The 19,656-nt window shown below is 62.6% G+C and carries 19 protein-coding genes; 4 read left to right on the top strand and 15 right to left on the bottom strand.

The genetic code is table 11. The annotated features are described in order from the left end of the window. Positions 1-4 precede the first annotated feature (4 nt). Positions 5-322, top strand: coding sequence for a DUF2933 domain-containing protein (locus PVZ80_RS33885; RefSeq protein ID WP_081001243.1), 318 nt, complete (start codon positions 5-7; stop codon positions 320-322). Between the two features lie 71 nt (positions 323-393). On the opposite strand, the gene PVZ80_RS32885 is transcribed toward PVZ80_RS33885, so the two are convergent. From PVZ80_RS32885 to PVZ80_RS32855, 7 genes are read right to left on the bottom strand one after another with little or no spacing between them, the layout of a single operon-like run. After that, positions 394-1,761: a sensor histidine kinase gene (locus PVZ80_RS32885; protein WP_009049019.1), complete on the bottom strand. Its 1,368-nt coding sequence runs from the start codon at positions 1,759-1,761 to the stop codon at positions 394-396. Next, complete coding sequence (locus tag PVZ80_RS32880; protein ID WP_009049018.1) at positions 1,758-2,420, bottom strand: response regulator; 663 nt, start codon at positions 2,418-2,420, stop codon at positions 1,758-1,760. The genes PVZ80_RS32885 and PVZ80_RS32880 overlap by 4 nt, the downstream gene beginning before the upstream one ends. Positions 2,421-2,431: 11 nt before the next feature. Beyond that, complete coding sequence (locus PVZ80_RS32875; RefSeq protein WP_198918883.1) at positions 2,432-3,076, bottom strand: tetratricopeptide repeat protein; 645 nt, start codon at positions 3,074-3,076, stop codon at positions 2,432-2,434. Continuing rightward, entirely contained in the window at positions 3,073-3,882 is an 810-nt protein-coding gene (locus PVZ80_RS32870) for an SDR family oxidoreductase (protein WP_009049016.1), read from the bottom strand. Before PVZ80_RS32870 ends, PVZ80_RS32875 begins: the two co-directional genes overlap by 4 nt. Then, positions 3,869-4,543: a TenA family transcriptional regulator gene (locus tag PVZ80_RS32865; RefSeq protein ID WP_016702982.1), complete on the bottom strand. Its 675-nt coding sequence runs from the start codon at positions 4,541-4,543 to the stop codon at positions 3,869-3,871. The genes PVZ80_RS32870 and PVZ80_RS32865 overlap by 14 nt, the downstream gene beginning before the upstream one ends. Beyond that, a complete protein-coding gene (locus PVZ80_RS32860; protein WP_009049014.1) occupies positions 4,540-6,021 on the bottom strand; it encodes an AMP-binding protein in 1,482 nt (493 codons plus the stop codon). The genes PVZ80_RS32865 and PVZ80_RS32860 overlap by 4 nt, the downstream gene beginning before the upstream one ends. Then, a complete protein-coding gene (locus PVZ80_RS32855) occupies positions 6,011-6,691 on the bottom strand; it encodes a thermostable hemolysin (protein WP_009049013.1) in 681 nt (226 codons plus the stop codon). Before PVZ80_RS32855 ends, PVZ80_RS32860 begins: the two co-directional genes overlap by 11 nt. A gap of 208 nt (positions 6,692-6,899) precedes the next feature. Between PVZ80_RS32855 and PVZ80_RS32850 the strand changes: the two genes are divergently transcribed. Further along, positions 6,900-7,442 (top strand): Hsp20/alpha crystallin family protein, encoded by a 543-nt coding sequence (locus PVZ80_RS32850; protein ID WP_016702980.1) that lies wholly within the window; start codon positions 6,900-6,902, stop codon positions 7,440-7,442. 371 nt (positions 7,443-7,813) lie between these two features. Then, entirely contained in the window at positions 7,814-9,181 is a 1,368-nt protein-coding gene (locus tag PVZ80_RS32845; protein WP_273865084.1) for an erythromycin esterase family protein, read from the top strand. Between the two features lie 26 nt (positions 9,182-9,207). Here the strand turns inward: PVZ80_RS32845 and PVZ80_RS32840 are convergent, their stop codons facing one another. From PVZ80_RS32840 to PVZ80_RS32805, 8 genes are all read right to left on the bottom strand, one after another. Next, complete coding sequence (locus PVZ80_RS32840) at positions 9,208-9,867, bottom strand: dienelactone hydrolase family protein (RefSeq protein WP_028683968.1); 660 nt, start codon at positions 9,865-9,867, stop codon at positions 9,208-9,210. After that, entirely contained in the window at positions 9,860-10,567 is a 708-nt protein-coding gene (locus tag PVZ80_RS32835; protein WP_028683967.1) for a phosphoribosyltransferase, read from the bottom strand. Before PVZ80_RS32835 ends, PVZ80_RS32840 begins: the two co-directional genes overlap by 8 nt. 59 nt (positions 10,568-10,626) lie before the next feature. After that, a complete protein-coding gene (locus PVZ80_RS32830) occupies positions 10,627-11,511 on the bottom strand; it encodes a universal stress protein (protein ID WP_016702976.1) in 885 nt (294 codons plus the stop codon). Between the two features lie 273 nt (positions 11,512-11,784). Beyond that, positions 11,785-13,401 (bottom strand): chaperonin GroEL, encoded by a 1,617-nt coding sequence (gene groL / locus PVZ80_RS32825; RefSeq protein WP_273865083.1) that lies wholly within the window; start codon positions 13,399-13,401, stop codon positions 11,785-11,787. A 175-nt stretch (positions 13,402-13,576) separates the two neighbouring features. Further along, positions 13,577-15,859: a heavy metal translocating P-type ATPase gene (locus PVZ80_RS32820; RefSeq protein ID WP_029526504.1), complete on the bottom strand. Its 2,283-nt coding sequence runs from the start codon at positions 15,857-15,859 to the stop codon at positions 13,577-13,579. 122 nt (positions 15,860-15,981) lie between these two features. Further along, on the bottom strand, positions 15,982-17,370 hold the full coding sequence (locus PVZ80_RS32815; RefSeq protein WP_028683965.1) for an MBL fold metallo-hydrolase RNA specificity domain-containing protein: 1,389 nt from the start codon (positions 17,368-17,370) through the stop codon (positions 15,982-15,984). Between the two features lie 97 nt (positions 17,371-17,467). Continuing rightward, positions 17,468-18,388, bottom strand: coding sequence for a universal stress protein (locus PVZ80_RS32810; protein WP_028683964.1), 921 nt, complete (start codon positions 18,386-18,388; stop codon positions 17,468-17,470). 82 nt (positions 18,389-18,470) lie between these two features. Further along, a complete protein-coding gene (locus tag PVZ80_RS32805; RefSeq protein ID WP_016702971.1) occupies positions 18,471-18,725 on the bottom strand; it encodes an Lpp/OprI family alanine-zipper lipoprotein in 255 nt (84 codons plus the stop codon). 233 nt (positions 18,726-18,958) lie between these two features. Here PVZ80_RS32805 and PVZ80_RS32800 point away from each other — a divergent pair, with 233 nt between their 5' ends. Next, positions 18,959-19,606, top strand: coding sequence for a BON domain-containing protein (locus tag PVZ80_RS32800; protein ID WP_016702970.1), 648 nt, complete (start codon positions 18,959-18,961; stop codon positions 19,604-19,606). Positions 19,607-19,656 lie beyond the last annotated feature (50 nt).

The raw sequence follows: 19,656 nt of genomic DNA, 5'->3' as shown, positions 1-19,656 counted from the left end.
TGTCATGAATCAACATAACGTGCCCCAGCATCGCGCAAGAGGTATCAACGGGTACTTTTTAGGCTTCCTTGCCATCATCGGTTATTTCCTGTTCACCGAGCACAGGGCCCATGTCGTGCCGTATCTGCCATTCCTGCTGCTCCTGGCCTGCCCCCTGATGCATGTCTTCATGCATCGTGGGCATGGGCATGGCAGACATGGACACGCTGACAGGGCTGAACATGGCAGTGGCTGTGGCCATCACCCCGGCGACGCTGGCAATGACCAGGAACATACGGGCCTACCCGATGGCAACAGGAAGTATCCCGACCGCCCTGCATGACGGATTCGTCGTACCTGCGCAATGCAACGAAGCTCATCGAGCTTCGGTTGGCGTCGTGGGCCCTGGCTGCATTAAAAGCGACGAATCTCCAACGTCGCCCGCAGCCCGCCAGCGTGGCTATTCTCCAGCCTGATCTGCCCGCCCAGGCGCGCTGCGATGGCCTGCACGATAGTCAGCCCCAACCCTGCTCCCTGAGCGTTTCCGCGGCTATAGAAACGTTCGAAGAGCCGCTCGCGTTCAGCCTCATCGATTCCCGGCCCCTGGTCTTCGACGGACAGTTCGTAGTGATCCTGTTGCTTCGCCAGTCGCACCCTGATCAGCCCGTGGGGTGGCGAAAAGTTTGCCGCGTTGGTCACCAGGTTGTTCAGGGCGATATCGATGGCGGCCGCATTGACCCTGACCCGGCCGATGTCTTCGTCGACATCGAAAGCCAGTTCGAGCCCCTGGTCCAACAACCAGGGCGTCAGCTGGACCAGGCTGTCGCGAACCGTCGCCGCCAGATCGATGCTGGGGGCCGCCGGAGTGTCCGTTTGCGGCTCGATACGAGCCATCGTCAGCAACTGATTGACCAGCCGGGTGGTGCGGTCCACGCCGGCAATCAAATGCTCGAGCGATTCACGGCGATCCTCCTCGCTCCCCTCCTCCATCAGGTTCTGCGCATGCACCCTGAGCACCGCCAATGGCGTGCGCATTTCATGGGCGGCGTCAGCGATAAAACGCCGTTCACGGCCCATGACTTCCTGGATCTGTGCCAGCACCCGGTTGAGGGCCGCCTGCATGGGCTCAAGCTCGGTGGGCAGTGGCATCAACTGCAACGGTTCGAGAGAGCCGGGATGCCTCGCGCGCAGCGTCGCCGCCATATCCTCCAGCGGTTTCAAGCCCCAGCCGATTGCCAGCCAGATCACCGCGGCGAGCATCAGGGCGCCAAGCAGATTAGGGACAACGGTGTGACGAACAATCCGATCCACCAGGTCGGCACGCACATCGTCCCGCTCACCGACCCATATCTTCAGGCCGTATTGCGTGTCATCCAGGGTGAATGCCCGCCATTTATGGCTACTTGGATCGGTCACGTCACTGAAGCCGGGCGCGGCCGACGCCGCGGCAAAGGCCGGCGCGCTCAAGGTGTGGACCAACAGCTCGCCCTGGGCGTTCCAGACCTGGAACGCGATCTTGCTTTCATAGGGGTGGCCATCGACTTTGGGGGCTGCCTGGCCCAGCGCCTGGTTGAACGCCTGATACAGCTCGGCGTGCTCCTTGCTGGCCATCGGCATGCGCATGATCCCTTGCAGCAGGCGAGCGTTCTGCGCCAGCTGGGCGTCGTAGACCTCGTCTATTTCATGATTGCTGTCGTGCAGATTGAGCACGGTCATGATCAGCAGGCCAAGGAACAACAGCCCGAGGATCAACCTCAGGGTACGACGCCTGATGGAGGTCATGGGCGCCCTTCCACCAGGTAACCGACGCCCCGGACGGTCCGGATCAGATGGCTGGAGAACTTCTTGCGCAGGTGGTGGATATGCACTTCCAGGGTGTTGCTTTCCGCCTCCTCGCTCCAGCCGTAGAGCAACTGCATCAGGTGGTCGCGGGTGATCACGCGGCCAGGCGGCGACAACAGTTCGTGGAGCAGTTGGTATTCCTTGGGGGTCAGGGCCACCGGCTCGCCCAGATAGCTGACTTGCTGGGTCCCGGGGTTCAGGCTGATGCCTGCATGCTCGATCAGCATCTGGGCACGGCCGGCGCTGCGCCGCAGCAAGGCGCGCAGGCGCGCCTTGAGTTCAGCCAGGTCGAAGGGCTTGATCAGGTAATCGTCGGCCCCGGCGTCGAGCCCGGCGATACGGTCTTCCGTGGCATCCCGGGCGGTGAGGATCAGCACCGGGAGGTTGCAGCCACTGTCACGCAAGCGCCGCAGCACATCCAGGCCGTCCATGCGCGGCAGGCCGAGGTCGAGCACGGCCAGGTCAAAGGTTTCGCTGAGCAGCGAATGCAAGGCGCTGCTCCCATCCTGCAGCCAGTCGACGGTGTAGCCCTCGCGTTCCAGGGCATGCTGGATCCCCTCGCCGAGGGCCACGTCATCCTCAATCAGTAGTAAGCGCACACGGACTCCTGTCAGTTGAGTTTCTTGTTCACGTCCACCAGCAGTGCCTCGATTTCCTTGCGGCGCCCGGCGTCGGCGGTTTCCCGGCCGGGTCTCGGGGCTGCCCGCAGGGCCTTTTGCAGCGCGTCCCGGGCTTCGTCGTAGCGTTTTTGACGGTAGAGATGATCGCCCCAGAAGTACAGACTGTCGATGCCGTTCGGGTTCACCTGCAAGGCCTGCTTGAGTAACTGTTCGGCTTTTTCCGCGTCACCGAAGCCGATGGGCCAGCCCGGCACCCGGTCGTACAGTGCGGCCAGGCTCGTGTAGGCCGAGCCTTGCAGGGCCTGGGGGTCCAGGGTCATGGCTTTTTCCAGGTAGCCCTTCGCCGCCTTGGCCTTGCTCAGCGCGCCGAGACCGCCCTGGGCGCCGGCCCAGCTGCTGGTGACGATGCCGGACCAGATCCAGGCTTCGGCCAGCGATTGACGCTCCTGGGTGAACGCGGAGGTCTGGCTGGCCAGTTGTTCGAACGCGGCGCTGCGCTGCTCTTCCGGGAGTTCGTATTGAATCTGTGCCCAGCGTTGCTGGATACCGTTCAGGCGTTGCTGGTCGGCGGGCTCCAGCGCCCAGACGCTCTGGCCCAAGGCCCCCAGCAGCAGACCAATGATGAGTTTTTTCATGGTTTGAGATGCTCGTTATCAGGTTTCTGGCTCAGGCGACGGATCAACGGCAGCTGCTTGCGCAGGCCGCGGTCTACCAGATTGGGCAGCAGGCTGTTGAGGCGCATGAAAAAGCGCTCCGGCCAGCCCAGGTACAGGTCACGGCGGTCACCGGCGATGGCGTGGATCACCGCCGAGGCGACGGTCTGCGGATCGTCGACATTGGACTTGAGGGCGTCATTCAAGGCCTGGGCCGCCGGGCTGTTCATGCTGGTATGGGTGGCCCGTGGCGCGACATACAGAACACCGACCCGGGTGTCTGCCAGCTCCCGGCGCAGGGCTTCGGAAAACCCGCGCAAGGCAAACTTGGTGGCGCAGTAAACGGCATAACCGGGGTAGCCGATGGAACCGTAGGTCGAGCCGACGTTCACCACCATCGCGCTCTCGGCTTGCTTGAGCAGTGGCAGCAAGGTCTTGGTCAGGCAGACCGGCGCGCCGATGTTCACCGCCAGCATCGCATTGATGTCGCTGTCATCGAGCTGTTCGAGCATGGCGAAGTGATTGACCCCGGCGGCATTGATCAGCAGGTTGATGCCGCCCATGGCCTGCGCGGCAGTCAGCACTTTGCGCCGGTCGGCGAGGAAGGTCAGGTCCGCCGCCACCCAGCACAACTGGCCGGGATAACGGGCGAGCAAAGGCTCCAGGGGGTCGCGCCGGCGCGCCACCGCCAGGACCTTGGCGCCACTGGCGCACAGGGCGCCGGCGATCGCCAGGCCAATGCCGCCGCTGGCCCCGGTGAGTACTACGCGAGCGTCAGACAGGCGCATGCAGCGCCTCCCCGCCGCGGGGCAAGCCGCGGAACATGTCGGTGTAAAGCCTGTAGACCACCTTGGACGCATGAATGACCGCAGCCTGGTCGGCCGGATCGTCGAGGGTGTTCATCAGCCGGCGGTAAGTCTGCATGTGCTCGACATCCAGCGAGCCATGGGAGCTGAGGTAGCTGAAGGCCGTTTCCGGCAAGCCCAGGCGCTGGCGAATGCTGCCAGCGGCATGGGTGGCCAGGGCAATGCTGGTGCCCTCGAGCACATTGACCATGCCGAACAGCCCCACCGGATTGTCCCGGGCGATCAGGTCGTAGAGAAAGCTGACCATCAATTCGATTGGCAAGGAGGGACGACCGTTGCGCACCTCGTCCCTGTCGCCGCCGCAGGCCTCGATGTCATCGAGCACCCATTGTTCATGGCCGTATTCATCCTCGATGTACTCGCACACCGCTTTGCGCAGCCACTCCAGGCGCAGCGGCAGGCGTGCACCGCAGGCCATCATCAAGGGCACGGTGTGGCGCACGTGGTAATAGGCCTGCGCCAGGAAGGCCCGGTAGCTGTCCAGGCTGACCTGGCCCTGCAGGGCGTCGAGAATGATCGGCAGGTTGAACAGCTCGTTACGTTCCTGGTGGGTAGCTTCTTGCAGGCGGTCAAAAAAACTCATGATGCGGATTCCTCGCAAGGTAGGGATTCGGTCAGTTGCGCCCGGTAACGCTCGACGATGGCGTCGCGACGCGGCCGGCCATTGGCGGTCAGCAGGCCATTGGCAAAGGTGAAGGGTTGATCCAGCCGGGCCCAGTGGTGGACCTGGGCGTAATCGGGCAAGGCCTCGTTGGCCTCGGTCACGGCGGCGGCCAGTTCATCGTCGGTGCAGTCCGGGCGATGGGGCCAGAGCAGTGCACGGTTGCGCGGCATGGCTTCGCCATAGACGAACGCCTGGGCGATATGGCGGCGCTGGGTCAATTCGGCCTCGACCCATTCCGGGTTCACGTTGCGCCCGAAACTGGTGACGAACTGATGCTTCTTGCGCCCCTTGAGGTAAAGAAAGCCATCGGGGTCGAACTCGCCGAGATCGCCGCTGGGCCACCATTGATCGGTGTGCGGCGGTTCGCCCAGGTAGCCGAGCAAGGTCGCCCCCTTGATCAGCACTTCGCCGTCTTCGCCCAGGCGGACCTGCACATGGGGCAGCGGCTGGCCGACACTGCCGGGGCGGTTCGCCTCCGGCCGGTTAAGGCAGACCACCGATGCGCATTCGGACAGGCCATAACCTTCATAGACCGGCAGGCCGACGCGTTGCGCACGCTGCAGCAGCGCTGCAGAAACCCGTGCCCCGCCCACCGCGGCAAAACGCAGCGTGCCGGGGTTGAAGGCTTTGTGTTCGGCGGCGCCGACCAGCACCTGCAACAGCTGCGGCACCAGGATCAGGCTCTGCGGTGCACGGCTGGCCAGGCAACCGAGCAGGCGCGGCACATCAACGCCACTGGCACCCTGGATGCCCAGGGTTTTCTGGCTGGGCAGGCTCAGGGTCACGCCGGCATACAAGGCGGCATAACAGCCGAGGTTTTCCAACAGGATCGCCAGCGGCAGAAGCGCAAGGTGGTGCTGCGGATCCGCCGGTTTGCTGGCCTGATCCAGCTCGCGAGCCACCCGTAGAATGCTCTCGGCGCTCAGGCACACGCCTTTGGGAGTGCCGGTGGTGCCCGAGGTGAAGGTCAGTTTGGCGGTGCCTTCGAACATCCGGCCCGGGCCACTGAAGGTGCGACGCCAGAAGGTTGCGGCCTGCTCGTAGCCGGCCGTTTCCAGCTCGGCGTCCAGTTCCGGTTCGGCAATCACCCAGCCTGCCTGGCTCTGTTCCAGGCAATGGGCGCGCTGGGCCGGGCTGAAGAACGGCGGCAATAGCACGCACGTCAGGCCTTCGAACAGCACGGCCAGGTCCCAGAGCATGGCTTCGACGCCATTGTCCAGGGCCAGGGCAACCACCTTGGCGCCTTCGTCGCGCAAACGCTGCTGGCGCTGCATCACTTGTGCGTACAGCGTGGCGTAGTCCAGCTTCAGGTGATCGCCCCACAAGGCAATGGCATTGGGCCTGTGCTCGGCATGGTCACGCAGAACCTGCTTGAAGCGCTCCCTTTCAGGCGACATGGCTGACCTCTGCAAAAGACGACGGCAACCCGAGGCGATCGAACATCCCGATGTTGCGTAGATGAATGAAACCGGCGCGAATGTTGCCAACGTGCACCCAAGGCTTGCTCTCGTAATAGCTGCCCCAGCTGTGTCGCTCATCGCCCAGCCGCTGTGGGTCGGCGGCACAGAGGGTCACGGGTTTCAGGCCCAGGCGATGAAAGCTGTTCACCAGCCCGATGTTGCCGGTGAACGCCACCCATTCCAGGTCCCCCATGGCCAGCAGGTAGGTCATGGCGATGATGCTCAGCCGTGCACTGCCCGTATCGCTGGCGGCCAGGTTGCCGACCTCGACGATGCCCGCCCGGTCCACGGCGCGATCGGCTGCTGCGCTGATCAGCGGCTCGATCGGATCGTCCAGATAGCGCTCCAGGAACAGCTGCTCGTGGCTTGCCAGGCGCACACCGGCCACGGCACAGAGTTCACCCGATGCGTTGTTGCGCATGCCAAACAGCTGCGGCATGAAATGACGGATGTCGGCACCGTGGGCCTTGCGGAAACGGCGCTGGATAAAGGCTTCGAGGAGCGGACGCTGAGGCTCGCCCGGCAAGGCCCTGGCAAGGCACATCGGCGGCGCTTCGGCTTGGCCGAAGTGCAGAGGCAGAGGGATGTGCCAGTCGTGATCGGGCATGGATGGATGCCTCCCTGGTTAAGTTCGGGAGGAGTATCGGTGGTGTTTCTTAACGGAATCTGAAGGTGGCGAAACGATCCGGCAGGACGGCTGGGGCGACGAAATGCTTTCCGGCTTCTGACCTAAATCAAACACGAACCGGGCATTTACGCAGAAATTGACACTTAGCGTTCGCAACCTGCCCTTTACCCAAGAGGAGTAGTGAAAAATGAGCAGTTCCGTGAAAAAAATGCCAGTGACCAGCGAAGACAAGGCCCGTCAGCCATCGCTGACGACAGACCTCTGGCGGCCCCTGGAAAAACTGCGGCAGCAGGTCGATCACCTGTTCGAAGATTTCAACCGCGGCTCTGGCCTGTCGCCCTTCAGCCGCGGGCTGTTCGATGTCGAGCCGCTCTGGCGGCGCGAGCTGATCGGCCATGGCCTGCCCGCCGTGGACATTACCGAGAAAGACAAGAGCTTCGAGATCTCCGCCGAACTGCCGGGCATGGATCAGAAGAACATCGAGCTCAAGCTGTCCAACGGCTGCCTGATCATCAAGGGAGAAAAGAAAGAGGACAAGGAAGAGAAAAGAAAAGGCTATCACCTCAGCGAGCGTCACTACGGCTCCTTCGAGCGAGTGTTCAACCTGCCCAAAGGTGTCGACGCCGATAAGATCGAAGCCAGTTTCAGCAAAGGCGTGCTGAGCATCTCGCTACCGAAAAAGCCCGAAGCCATGAAGGCCGAGAAAGTCGTGCCGATCAAAGCCGATTGAGTCCGGACCAGCCTGCCCCTTGTCGGGAAACCGGCAAGGGGCTTTTTGTTGTCAACGCCATGGATAAGAGGACTAGTCGATGCAGGCGAGTTCGTCCCGAGCGTCAACCAGCGGCAGCTGGAACAAGTTGCAGAACTCGTTTGAGTTCGGTCAGCGAACGGGCATCGAGCGCGTCGTTTTTTCCAGCCAGGCGCAATGACTGCAGGCGGCACCTTATTGATAAAACTCAAGCGGGCGACGGTCTGCAGGCGTAGGAATGATGGCTGAGGCGGCACAAGCCTGAGACGTTGAATGAAACGCCTCCGCCTGTGCTCCTGGCAGTCGACGTGATGCTGCACGTCGGGTAATCCATCCTGATGGGGATGACCGTCATGAACACCCCTTCCCAAGACATGCTCGATAGTCTGTACGGCTTGCCTGCGCACATTGACCAGGCCGCCATTACCCCGCTCTTGCGCCAATACGCCGAGCCCCTGCCGGAGCTGGATTCGCCCGCTTTCGGTGAAATGTTCGACCGCTACGCGGAGGCGCGTGTGGTGATGATCGGCGAGGCCAGTCATGGCACCAGCGACTTCTATCAAGCCCGGGCAGCGATCACCCGAAGGCTGATCGAGCAGCACGGGTTCAATATCGTTGCCGTTGAAGCCGACTGGCCGGACGCGGGCCATGTCGACCGTTACGTGCGCGGGTTGGCACACTCGGCCTGGAAGCGCCATATCTTCAGCCGATTCCCGACCTGGATGTGGCGCAACACCGAAGTGAAGGGATTCGCCCACTGGCTGCACCAATTCAACCACCAGCACGCCCCGCAGCGCCGCGTCGAATTCCGTGGCCTGGATGTTTACAGTTTGCGCAACTCCATTCATGAAGTCCTGAGCTATCTGGACCGGGTCGACCCGCAGCTGGCCCGTGAAGCTCGCCAGCGCTATGGCTGTTTGACGCCCTGGCAGGATGATCCGGCGCGCTACGGTCACTTCGTCGAGCGCGGTGGCCTGATGCCGTGTGAGCAGTCAGTGATCGAACAGCTCAACAGCCTGCTGGCCGAGCAACTGGCCGGGCTTATCAAGGACGACGAGGCGTTCTTCGATGCGGCGCAAAACGCCCGGGTGGTGCTGGCGGCGGAACAGTACTACCGCGCGATTTATCGAGGTTCGACGGCCTCCTGGAACCTGCGCGACCGACATATGTTCGATACGTTGCGCGCGCTGCTTGAACACCGAGGCCCGCAAGCCAAGGCCGTGGTCTGGGCGCACAACTCCCATATCGGCAATGCGGCAGCCACGGAGATGGGCTGGAAGGGCCAGTTCAATATCGGTCAACTGTGCCGCAGTGCCTTCGGGCGAGAGGTCGTCCTGATCGGCATGGGCACTGATCGTGGCCAGGTGGCTGCGGCCGATGACTGGGATGGCGACCTGTTGATCAAGGATATCCGGCCGTCGCGCCCGGACAGCTGGGAGTATCAGTTCCTCAAGGCCGGCGTCGCCGCGTCATTGACCGACTGGCGCGATCCAGAGCGAAAAGAACTGCGTCGAGCCCTTTCCAAACCCTTGCTGGAGCGAGCCATCGGTGTGATTTATCGCCCCGAGAGCGAGCGTGGCAGTCACTACTTCGAAGCGGTGCTGGCCGAACAGTTCGACGCCATGATCTGGATCGAGCAAACGAAACCGGTAACGGCGCTGCCACTGCCGAAAAGCCAGGAGCTGGAACCGGAAGACGAAACCTTTCCGTTCGGTGTGTGAGGCCGGTCAACGAATGCCAGCCCCTTCTATGGAGGGGGGGCGTGCAGATACTTCTCAAACCAGTCGCCAGCAAGCCTGGCGACTTCCTCGAGGGCACCGGGCTCTTCAAACAGATGCGTGGCGCCAGCCACGACTTCCAGGCGCTGCTCACACTGCAGGGCACGACTGCTCTGGCAATTCAGGCCGAACACCACCGGGTCCTGTGCGCCGACGATCTGCAGGGTCGGTGCCTTCACCCGAGACAGCGCAGGCCCCGCCAGATCGGTGCGCCCTCCCCGGCTGACCACGGCGTGCACCACATCCGGCCGCGCGGCCGCGGCCAGCAGCGCTGCGGCCGCGCCGGTACTTGCGCCGAACAGGCCGACCCGCAGCGATTGCAACTCCAGGTCCCGATCGATCCAGTCGAGCACCTCAGTCAGGCGCCTGGCAAGCAATGCGATGTCGAAACGCAGCTCCCGGGTCCGGTTATCCAGGCGTTGCTCGGTCTCCGTGAGCAGGTCGAACAGCAGCGACCCCAGCCCGCGCCTGGCCAGCGACTCGGCAACGTACCGATTGCGCGGGCTTGAACGGCCGCTGCCACTGCCATGAGCGAAGACCACCAGCGCCCTGGCGCCCGGAGGCAGGCGCAAATCGGCTGATAGTTCGATGCCCTCCAGGTCCAGCTGTCGAACTCGAGGTTCAAACATCGCGAGGCTCCTGGGCCGAGGGACCGGGAACCGATTCCCGTTGCCAGGCGCGCTGCAACAGATCGATGACCTCGGTATCCGACGTCTGGGAAAAATCCAGGTACCAATAGCCGATCGACATCATCCACTCGGGGGTGAGCGGGCAGACCAGTTCATCCACTTCGCTGCGCAGCGCCTCCGCTGTCTCAAGCGGTGCAACCGGCACCGCAACGACAATGCGCGCCGGTGCTTGCGCACGCACCGCGTGAACCGCCGCCATCATCGAGGCGCCTGTGGCCAGGCCGTCGTCGATCAGAATCACCACCTGATCCTTGAGCTGCAACGGTGGACGGCCCTCCCGGTAAACCTGTTCACGACGCAACAACTCCTGCGTTTCCCGCGTGACCACGGCATTGAAACGGGCTTGATCGACCGGATGGGCACGCAGGGCGTCTTCATTGAGGATCTGAATGCCGCCGCTGGCTATGGCGCCCATGGCGAATTCCTCGCGGGTGGGTACGCCCAGCTTGCGGACCAGCATCAGGTCCAGGCGAATGTCCAGGGCCCTGGCCACCTCATAGGCAACCGGAACACCGCCACGGGGCAAGGCGAGGACAATGACATCGGGCCGATGGGCATATTCGAGCAACGGCTCCACCAGGCGGCGACCGGCATCTGCCCGATCGCGCAAGATGGTTTGCAATGAAGGACTCTTGGACATCGGAGAACTTCCTCAGGCGATGACGGCGCTCGCCGCGTAACGTGGGGATGCGGCCTTCCCTATATCGCCAAGACGCTGCAAGGCACCTGATAGAGGATATGTTCGGTCGTGCTGCCCAGCAGCTTCTCCAGGCCCCGGGACTGGACTCGGCCCATCACGATCACATCCACCTGCTGCTGATGGGCGAATTCGCTCAGCACCGGAACGGGGTGGCCCTGGATGAAATGCCGGCGGTCAGAGGACACGCCATACCGACCGGCCAGCTTGAGGAACGATTTCTCCATGTCCCTGAGCTGCTCTTTAGTGAGGTCGGCAAGTGTCAGCCCGCCCATGTCGGCCAGATAGGCGGCTGAAATATCGCAGGCATACAGCAGGTGCAGCTCGGCGTCGCACTGCATGGCAAGGTCGCAGGCCTGCTTGATGATCCGCTCATTGAGCTCGTCGCCCTGTGGCTCGGAACTCGAAGCATCGACCGCCGCCACCACCTTGCGCGGCATGGCATGGCCACCTTCGCCAACCAGATAGACCGGTATCGGGCAATGGCGCAGCAAGCGCCAGTCCAGCGGGGTGAAAAACGCGCGCTTGAGTGCCGGTTCGTGCTGCACTTGTTTGATCAGCAAGTCGGGCTGCATCTCCATGACGTGATCGAGAATGTCTTGCTGCAGGTCATCGGCCCAGGTCACCTCTGTCGTCACCACCAGCCCCTTGTCGCGCAGGTTTTTCGCCTGTTCCTTGAGCCAGTCGCGATGGTCTTGCAGGTAATCGGCGCGCGCCTTTTTCCGGTCGCCTTCTTCGAGCAACGCCAAGAGTTTCCAGGAAGGCATCAAGGCACAGACATGCAGGCTCGCTCCGCTGGCCTTGGCCAGGGCTGCGGCATGGTTGATGACCTGGGAGTGACGCAGGGCCGGGTTGATGATCAGCAATAACCGTTGATACTGGCTCATGAGCGGGCTCCGGGCAGATGGGTTTCAACGCCTGCCGTGGCCCTTTCGACGGCCGCCGCGGCGTCCTCGCTGGCGCAGGCACCAGCGCTTGCAATCCAGCGTCCTCCGTCGATGCCCCCTTGGCGTTGATTTATATCAAGTGCCCGCGCAAGGCAGGCAAAATGCCCCCTCCGGCCCGGACACCCGGCCTGCTATCCAGCATATTTATCAATATCAATCAGGGCGGGAGCGCCCTTCTTCACCCATGCGCGAGTACGACCCGGCTCACGGCCATCACTCAGGGAATGGTGGCTGGGCAGGCGATTCCTTTTCCGGAATATCGGTCATGGTCGCCTCGGTCAGCAGCAAGATACTGGCCACCGAAACGGCATTTTCAAGGGCAATGCGCACCACTTTGGTCGGGTCGATAATGCCGGCTTCGTACATGTCGACATAGCTGTTGGTGGATGCATCGAAGCCAATGCTCCCAGGATCCGCCAGCATGCGCGCAACGACGACGCCGGCGTCCACAGACGAGTTTTCGGCGATGAGCCGCGCCGGGGCTTCCAACGCCCGACGCAATATCTGCAGACCGGTCCTGGCATCGCCCTCATGCAAGGTCTCCTCGGCGGCAACCGTCGGGACAGCCTTGAGCAGGGCCAGGCCGCCCCCCGGAACGATGCCTTCGGCGATCGCCGCCCGGGTCGCCGAGATCGCGTCATCCAGTGCATCCTTGCGGGCCTTCATTTCAACCTCGGAAGGCGCCCCGACCCGGATCACCGCGACACCGCCAGACAACCTGGCCAGCCGCTCCTGAAGTTTTTCCCGGTCGTAATCGCTGGTAGTACTGCCCATTTGCGCGCGAATCTGTTGCAGGCGCGCCTCGATAGCTTCACGGCTACCTGCCCCGCCAATCAGCGCCGTGCTGTCTTTTTGCACCACGACTCGATGCGCGTGTCCTAACTGGCCCAGTTCCACCTGTTCAAGGCTGACGCCCAACTCGTTGGAAACCACTGTTGCCCCTGTCAGGACAGCCATGTCCTGAAGTACCTCCTTGCGTCGGTCACCAAAGCCTGGCGCCTTGATCGCCACTGCGCGCAGGACACCCCGTATCTGGTTGACGACCAGCGTGGTCAACGCCTCTCCTTCGATGTCATCCGCGATCAACACCAGGGGTTGCCCGCTTTTGGCAACCAGCTCAAGCAATGGCAGCAAGTCCTTGAGTACGCCGATCTTATGGTCGCAGAGCAGCAAGTAGGCGTCATCGAGCTCGACCTGCATCTTCTCGGTATCGGTGACGAAGTATGGCGAAACATAACCCCGGTCGAACCGCATCCCCTCCATGACCTCGACCACGGTCTCGGTGGTCTTGGACTCTTCGACGCTGACGACGCCTTCAACGCCCACCTTTTCCAGAGCGTCAGCCACCAGTTGGCCGATGACGGCATCGTTATGCGCCGACAGCGAGGCCACCTGTGCCTTTTCCCTGGGCGTGCCCACCGGCCGCGACTGGGCCTGGAGCGACGCCACGACCAACGACAACCCCCGATCCAGGCCGCGCTTGAGGTCGATCGCACTGGCTCCCGCAACGACGTTGCGTATGCCATCGGCCAGGATCGCATGGGCCAATACCGTTGACGTGCTGGTCCCATCGCCTACCGCGTCGCCTGTGCGCTCGGCCGCTTGACGCAGCATTTGAGCCCCGAGGTTTTCCTCGGGGTCGAGCAGGTCGATGCGCTTGGCAATCGTCACGCCATCATTGCAGACCGTCGGATTGCCCCACTTGTTCTGAATCAGCACTGATTTCGATTTCGGGCCCAGCGTCACGCGCACGGCGTCCGCCAACTGTGTGGCGCCACTCAGGATCTTCTCGCGAGCAGCAGCACGAAACACGATTTTACTGTGAGCCATGAAGTCGCTCTCCTACCCGTTCGATAGTCCTTTCAGCTTCCATGAAACAGCCCCTGAAACCTTGACTTTCATCAACAAACCCACGTTGTCGGCGAGCCCCTGCGCCACGCATAAAGGCCAATGCGCGGATGACCGATGACGAGTGCCGTCAAATGCTGGGGCCGGCTTCACACGGCTAGCGCCAGTCGAGATAACGGAACAGTTCTTCCTCCTGATCGAAATGCAGCCTCACGAGGGTGTCCAGGCGAATCAACTGATGCTGAATCTCCTCGGCAGAAGCCGTGGCGGGGTCGGCGCTGAAGTCGGCGCTCATGCGTGCCAGCAAATGGATAAGGCGAAAAATTTCCCGATGGGCGTGGCTCATCGTCGACAGGGGGTCCTCGCCCGGCAGGCTGCGAGTCAGCAGCGGGTACAGGGTGTTTTCATCGTCGCGCTCATGTTGCGCCAGCGATGTCTGCAGTTTTCCAACCAGTTCCCGCAAGTCGGCCTGCGCCTGCTCAAGGGGGCGCCGCGAAAAGTCACTGGCCAGTTGATGCAGATCGCTCAGCACTGCGGCCAGTTGCTGGTGTTCGTCTTGCAGGCGATCGATATGTTCTGCGGCAAGCTTTCGTGGGCCCGTTCCCTGCAAAGGTCCCAATGCACGCAGGGCGTTAATGATGATCAACACATCAATGCCCTCCTGCACAACGGCACCGACAAGCGGTGGCAGGTAACCGAGCGCAGCCACGACCATGGCCAGCAATGACATGCCCATGCCGACCCATACGCCCTGCCGGGCGATCCGGCAGGTCCGGCGAGCGATGTCCAGCGCATCGACCAGACGGTCCAGGCGATCGACCAGCAATACGACACCCGCCGCTTGCGCAGATGCCGTGGCACCGCTGGCGCCCATCGCCACACCGACATTGGCCGCCGCCAGCGAGGGGGCATCGTTGATGCCGTCGCCGACCATCAGTGTGCTGGCACGCTGGCAGCCCTGCTGGACAGCCTGCACTTTATCCTTGGGCGTCAACCCGGCTCGCAGCTCGTCGATCCCGGCAGACAGGGCAATCATCTCGGCGGTTTCCAGGCGGTCCCCGGTGAGCATGACGATTTTCTCGATGCCTCGGTTGCGCAATCGCCGCAAGGTTTGCGGGGTTTCTCGGCGCACCTTATCCGAAAACACCAGCAGGCCAGCCAGCTCCCCGTCCACGTCGATGAAGCTGCCACTACACGCCAGGTAATCCATATGGCGCAGCATGGCCGTGCTCCAGTCAGTCGCAGGCGCTTGTTCATGCGCAAAAGACAAGGTGCCGAAACGCACGCGCCGGCCTTCGACCAGACCACAAAGCCCCGAGCCAGGATGTTCCTGAACCTCCCGCGGAGCGCTGAGTGATAAATGGTGTTGATGTGCCGCCTCGACCATTGCCTGGCAGATCGGATGCGTCGAAGCCTGCGCCAGCGAGGCGGCCAGGCCAAGCAGGTGCTGGGGATTGGCCAGCCCGTTGACCTCTATCGACTGCAGGCGCGCATGGCCGCTGGTCAGTGTGCCGGTCTTGTCGAGAAACACCTGCCTGATCCCGGCCAACGCCTCCAGGGTCGTGCCGTCCTTGATCAATATCCCGCGCCGCGCCGCCCTCGAAATGCCTGACATGATGGAAATCGGCACCGCCAGGATCAACGGGCAAGGTGTGGCGACCACCAGGACCGCAAGCACCCGCAAGGGATCGCCACTCATTTGCCAGGCCACGGTGGCGATCAGCAAGGTCAGCGGAATGAACAGCAGCGCATAGCGGTCGGCCAGGCGCACAAAGGGTGCACGCGAACGTCGTGCCGTCTCCGCCAGCCGCACTATCCCGGCATAGGTGCTTTGCGCAGCCGTTCGCGTGGCGGTTAACAGGAAAGGTGCGCCGACATTGGATACGCCACTGGGCAGTTGCTCACCTTGGCGACGGGTTACCGGCAACGACTCACCGCTGAGCGCCGATTCGTCCAGGATGGCCGCGGGACTCAGCAGGCGACCATCGACCGGTATCACCTCTCCCAGGCGCACCAGCAATGTCTGCTGCGGTTGGATCTGCTCGACCGGGATCCTGCGCAAGCCGCCTTGCTCCTGCAGCCAGGCAAAACGTGGTGCCCGATCGATGAGCGCACGAAGCTCGCGCTCGGCGCGTTGCCTGGTGAAGAACTCCAGGGTGCGTCCGGTAGCCAGCATCAAGGCAATCACCGCCGCCACCAGCATCTGCTCCAGGACCAGTGCGGCGACCATCGACATCAGCGCGATCAGGTCTACACCCGCCTCGCGCCGGGCCAGGCGCTGGGCAATCTCGACGAGCAGGACCAGGGCCATCACCAGGCTGCCTGCGGCCCAGCCTAGCGATGCCCAGCCGGGCTTCTGCGCCATGTACGCAACGCCACCGGCCAGGAGCGTCAACACACAGAACAGCAATAGCAGCGGGTTCAGCCACTTGCCGAACATCGAGGAGAGTTCCTCAAAAGGCGATTCGCATTCAGCGCTGGGAAAACCGTTGTCCTTCATAGGATCACTCTCGTCGCCACCACGACGCCTCGATCGGTGAGTGGCAACACCGGGGGGGGTTGTCAGAGCGATGAGCTTGCGGGCTGGTCGGCAGCCGAGAGTTCGACGCTGTCGCGGTACTCCGGCACCGAGACCGACCATCCCAGCTCCTGGCTGATGCGGCGGCGCAGTACGTCCGAGGCGTTGGGTTCGCCATGCACCACGAAGGTGTGTTTCGGCGGCCGCTTGAACCCGCGCAACCACTGCATGATTTCATCGGCGTCGGCGTGCGCGGACAAGGTTTCCATCGGCACGACTTCGGCGCGGATCGGCACATCCTTGCCGTGGATACGCACCGACTCGGCGCCTGCGACTATCTGCGCGCCGCGGGTGCCGCCGGCCTGGAAGCCCGGCACCAGCAACGTATTGATCGGGTTGGGGGCCAGCGCCTTGAGGTGGTGAACCACCCGGCCACCGGTGGCCATGCCACTGGCGGCGATGATCACCGCGGGCGTGCGCTGCAGATCCAGGTTGATCGATTCCTGGGTCGTGCGCACGAAATGCGCGACATGGCACATGCCTTCGCACTCCTCCTGGGAGAGGCGGTGCTCACTGCGAAAACGCTGGTACAGGCGTGTGACATCGGTGGCCATGGGACTGTTGAGGTAGATCGGCAGGTCGGGGATCGCACGTTTCTGCAGCAGCCGGTACAGGTGATACATCAGCAATTGCGCGCGCCCTACCGCAAACGACGGTACCAGGGTGATGCCACGGCGCATCGCGGTTCGGCTGATGACCTGTGCCAGTTGCTCTTCCGGTGACTCGACGGGATGCCGGCGGTCGCCATAGGTCGACTCCACCAGCAGATAATCGGCGTGCTCGATGGTTTCCGGGGCGAACATCAAAGGGTCGTTGGGCCGCCCCAGGTCCCCGGAGCACACCAGCGTGATGCCGCCGGCCACGACTTCCACCGTGGCCGCGCCGAGAATATGCCCGGCGCAGCGCAACTGGATGCTCATACCCGGGACGATATCGACCCGATGGTGCAACTCCAGCGGCCGCAGCAGCTTCAGGGCGCGTTCCGCATCCTGCTCGGTATAGAGCGGCAGCGCCGGGGTGTGTTTCGAGTAGCCATGGCGATTGGCGAACTCGGCCTCTTCCTCCTGCAGGCGGCCGCTGTCGCGCAACAGGATTTTCACCAGCTCACAGGTGGCGGCCGTGGCATACACCGGGCCGCGGTAACCGTTGCGCGCCAATACCGGCAGGTAGCCGCTGTGATCCAGGTGGGCATGGGTCAGGACAATGGCGTCCAGCTCGCGAACCGGTAGCTGGAACGGGTCCCAGTTATGCAGGCGCAATTGCTTGTAGCCCTGGAACAGGCCGCAATCGATCAGTACATGCTGGCCTTCATGCTCCAGCAGGTACTTGCTGCCGGTGACCGTACCGGCCGCGCCGAGAAATGACATTCGCATGCTTGTCTCCTTGAACCTTCATGGGAACGCTATTGATCGCTCCTTTCGCCCTGGCGACCGTTGATTTTTATCAACCGTGGCTGTGCCCGCGGTCATTTCAGCCGGCCTCGGCGGGCGGCTTGACCAGCATCAGGCTGCAGGGGGGATGGTGCAGCAGGTTCTCGGCGGTACTGCCGACGAAAACCTCGACGCCGTGGCGGCAGGCCGTACCCAGCACGACCATGTCGAACACGTTCCGGCGGGCGAAATGGCCGATCACCTGATGGGGGATGCCAGCCAGCTGATGTCGGTGTTTCTGCTCGACCCCATAGCGCTCGGCGAGCAGATCGAAGGCCTCTTGCTGGGCATCGTTGACCGCATCCCGCAGGCTGTCGTCCAGGCTCGAGGTCGGCACACTCGTCACCGTGTCGCCCACCACCGACCAGTTGCTGACATTGAGCAGGTGCACGGTCGCGCCGCAGGACGTTGCCAGCGTCGAGGCCAGGTCGAGAATCCGTTCGTTGAGCCCTTGGGTCAGTGCTTCGAGGTGGGACAGGTCGATGGCGGCGAGGATCTTCAACGGCCTGGGGTTTTCCGCACGGATGACCAGGTGCAAGGGGGCGGGACAGTCACGCAGCAACAACCAGTCCAGAGGCCGATGGAACACCCGGTCGAGTGCCGGCACCGGCTGCATATCCTTGATCACCAGGTCCGGGTAGAAGTCGTTCACGTATTCAAGCACGTGGGCCGGGCTCAACCTGGCCCAGACCACTTCAGTGGTCACCTGCCCTCCTTTGCATCGCTCAAGCCTGGCCTGTTGCTCGAGCCAGTGGCGGTGCACCTGCAGGTAACCTTCCCGGGCCTGGGTCATCGCGTCGTGGTCGAACAGGCCGGCCACCGCCAGTGCGTTGACGTAATCGAACGCGACAATATGCAACATCGCACCTGTTGCGTTGGCCAGCGCCTGCGCCCGCTCGAATGCGGGGGTGCGAATCATCTCCGTCGGTGCAATGAGCAGTAAACGTTGTATTTTCAACATCACACACCTCGTCCTGGAAACGCTTTACCCGTGTAGCTGCCAGCCCGGCTTCCTGCCGGGAGCATCGTTCAAAAATCATTCATTACTTGCGGGTCGCCTTATCGAGCATCCGACGAGCACGTTCATTCGCCTCATCCGCGGTCCGTTGCGCCTGGCTGGCCGTTGCCTCTGCCCGTTCCGCTTTCAAATAAGCTTCATCGGCCCTGAGCCTCGCCGTCGCGGCGTTGTTTTCCGCGGACTCCAGGCGCGCGTCGATTTCCTGGGCATGTCGCTGACTGCAACCGGCCGTCGTCGCCAACACGATGCCCAGCAGTACAACGGGCAAGTGCTTATCCATGGTTTCCCCCTCAGTCGATTACGACTGGATAGCTTCAGGCTGTGCTTCGAGTATCGGGCGTTATCGAGCCGAGCCTCTGATCTTTATCAACTAATACCGGCTAGCGATCAGCGGGCGGCGTCAGCGAAGCCTTGTTGATTTAGCTCAATGTCACAGCGTCGCTCAGGCGTAAAAAAACCAGAGAGGCCGGTTTATGACCCGGACAACCAACGCATCAGCCAAAGGACACCATCATGAGCGACCTGAATCTGCGTAAATTCATTCTGGAGGAGCTGGAGTTCCAGCCCGATATCGATGCCGCCAACATCGGTGTGACAGTGGAGAACGGTGTGGTCACGCTCACTGGCCACGTCAACAGCTACGCCCAGAAAATCAGTGCCGAACGTGCGGTAAAAGGCATCAAGGGGGTGCGTGCGCTGGCCGAGGAAATCCAGGTCAGGCTGGAAAAAGGCGCCGGCACGGCGGACGACACCATTGCCAACCGAGCCTTGAACATCCTCAACTGGAGTTCAGACGTACCTGAAGGAGACATCAAGATCATGGTACAGAACGGCTGGATCACCCTCGAAGGCGAAGTCGACTGGCAGTACCAGAAAGAAACCGCGGAGCGGGCGGTACGTAAATTGTCTGGCGTGGTGGGCGTGGACAACCAGCTCACCCTGCGTCCGCGAGTGGATGCCGGCGATATCCGGCAGCGTATCGAGGACGCCCTCAAGCGCAATGCGGAAATCGATGCCAAGGCCATTCACATCAAGGTCGACGGCGATGTGGTAAAGCTTGAAGGCAAGGTCCATTTGTGGCGCGAACGGCAGATAGCCGAACGAGCTGCCTGGTCGGTGCCTGGAGTGAGGAAGGTAGACGATCATTTGCTGATTGCCTGAATCGATCACCCGGGGCGCCCACGGCTTCCCCGGGTGATAGGCGGCCTGCC

It is taken from the genome of Pseudomonas sp. B3G-3 (assembly GCF_028640915.1).
GTDB classification, from domain to species: Bacteria; Pseudomonadota; Gammaproteobacteria; order Pseudomonadales; family Pseudomonadaceae; genus Aquipseudomonas; species Aquipseudomonas chlororaphis_I.
This window is presented reverse-complemented; position numbering and strand designations above follow the sequence as displayed.

Coding starts and splice junctions, on each gene's coding strand:
- PVZ80_RS33885 (WP_081001243.1), top strand. CDS start 5: ATGAATCAACATAACGTGCCCCAGCATCGCGCAAGAGGTATCAACGGG.
- PVZ80_RS32885 (WP_009049019.1), bottom strand. CDS start 1,761: ATGACCTCCATCAGGCGTCGTACCCTGAGGTTGATCCTCGGGCTGTTG.
- PVZ80_RS32875 (WP_198918883.1), bottom strand. CDS start 3,076: ATGAAAAAACTCATCATTGGTCTGCTGCTGGGGGCCTTGGGCCAGAGC.
- PVZ80_RS32870 (WP_009049016.1), bottom strand. CDS start 3,882: ATGCGCCTGTCTGACGCTCGCGTAGTACTCACCGGGGCCAGCGGCGGC.
- PVZ80_RS32865 (WP_016702982.1), bottom strand. CDS start 4,543: ATGAGTTTTTTTGACCGCCTGCAAGAAGCTACCCACCAGGAACGTAAC.
- PVZ80_RS32860 (WP_009049014.1), bottom strand. CDS start 6,021: ATGTCGCCTGAAAGGGAGCGCTTCAAGCAGGTTCTGCGTGACCATGCC.
- PVZ80_RS32855 (WP_009049013.1), bottom strand. CDS start 6,691: ATGCCCGATCACGACTGGCACATCCCTCTGCCTCTGCACTTCGGCCAA.
- PVZ80_RS32850 (WP_016702980.1), top strand. CDS start 6,900: ATGAGCAGTTCCGTGAAAAAAATGCCAGTGACCAGCGAAGACAAGGCC.
- PVZ80_RS32845 (WP_273865084.1), top strand. CDS start 7,814: ATGAACACCCCTTCCCAAGACATGCTCGATAGTCTGTACGGCTTGCCT.
- PVZ80_RS32840 (WP_028683968.1), bottom strand. CDS start 9,867: ATGTTTGAACCTCGAGTTCGACAGCTGGACCTGGAGGGCATCGAACTA.
- PVZ80_RS32835 (WP_028683967.1), bottom strand. CDS start 10,567: ATGTCCAAGAGTCCTTCATTGCAAACCATCTTGCGCGATCGGGCAGAT.
- PVZ80_RS32830 (WP_016702976.1), bottom strand. CDS start 11,511: ATGAGCCAGTATCAACGGTTATTGCTGATCATCAACCCGGCCCTGCGT.
- groL (WP_273865083.1), bottom strand. CDS start 13,401: ATGGCTCACAGTAAAATCGTGTTTCGTGCTGCTGCTCGCGAGAAGATC.
- PVZ80_RS32820 (WP_029526504.1), bottom strand. CDS start 15,859: ATGTTCGGCAAGTGGCTGAACCCGCTGCTATTGCTGTTCTGTGTGTTG.
- PVZ80_RS32815 (WP_028683965.1), bottom strand. CDS start 17,370: ATGCGAATGTCATTTCTCGGCGCGGCCGGTACGGTCACCGGCAGCAAG.
- PVZ80_RS32810 (WP_028683964.1), bottom strand. CDS start 18,388: ATGTTGAAAATACAACGTTTACTGCTCATTGCACCGACGGAGATGATT.
- PVZ80_RS32805 (WP_016702971.1), bottom strand. CDS start 18,725: ATGGATAAGCACTTGCCCGTTGTACTGCTGGGCATCGTGTTGGCGACG.
- PVZ80_RS32800 (WP_016702970.1), top strand. CDS start 18,959: ATGAGCGACCTGAATCTGCGTAAATTCATTCTGGAGGAGCTGGAGTTC.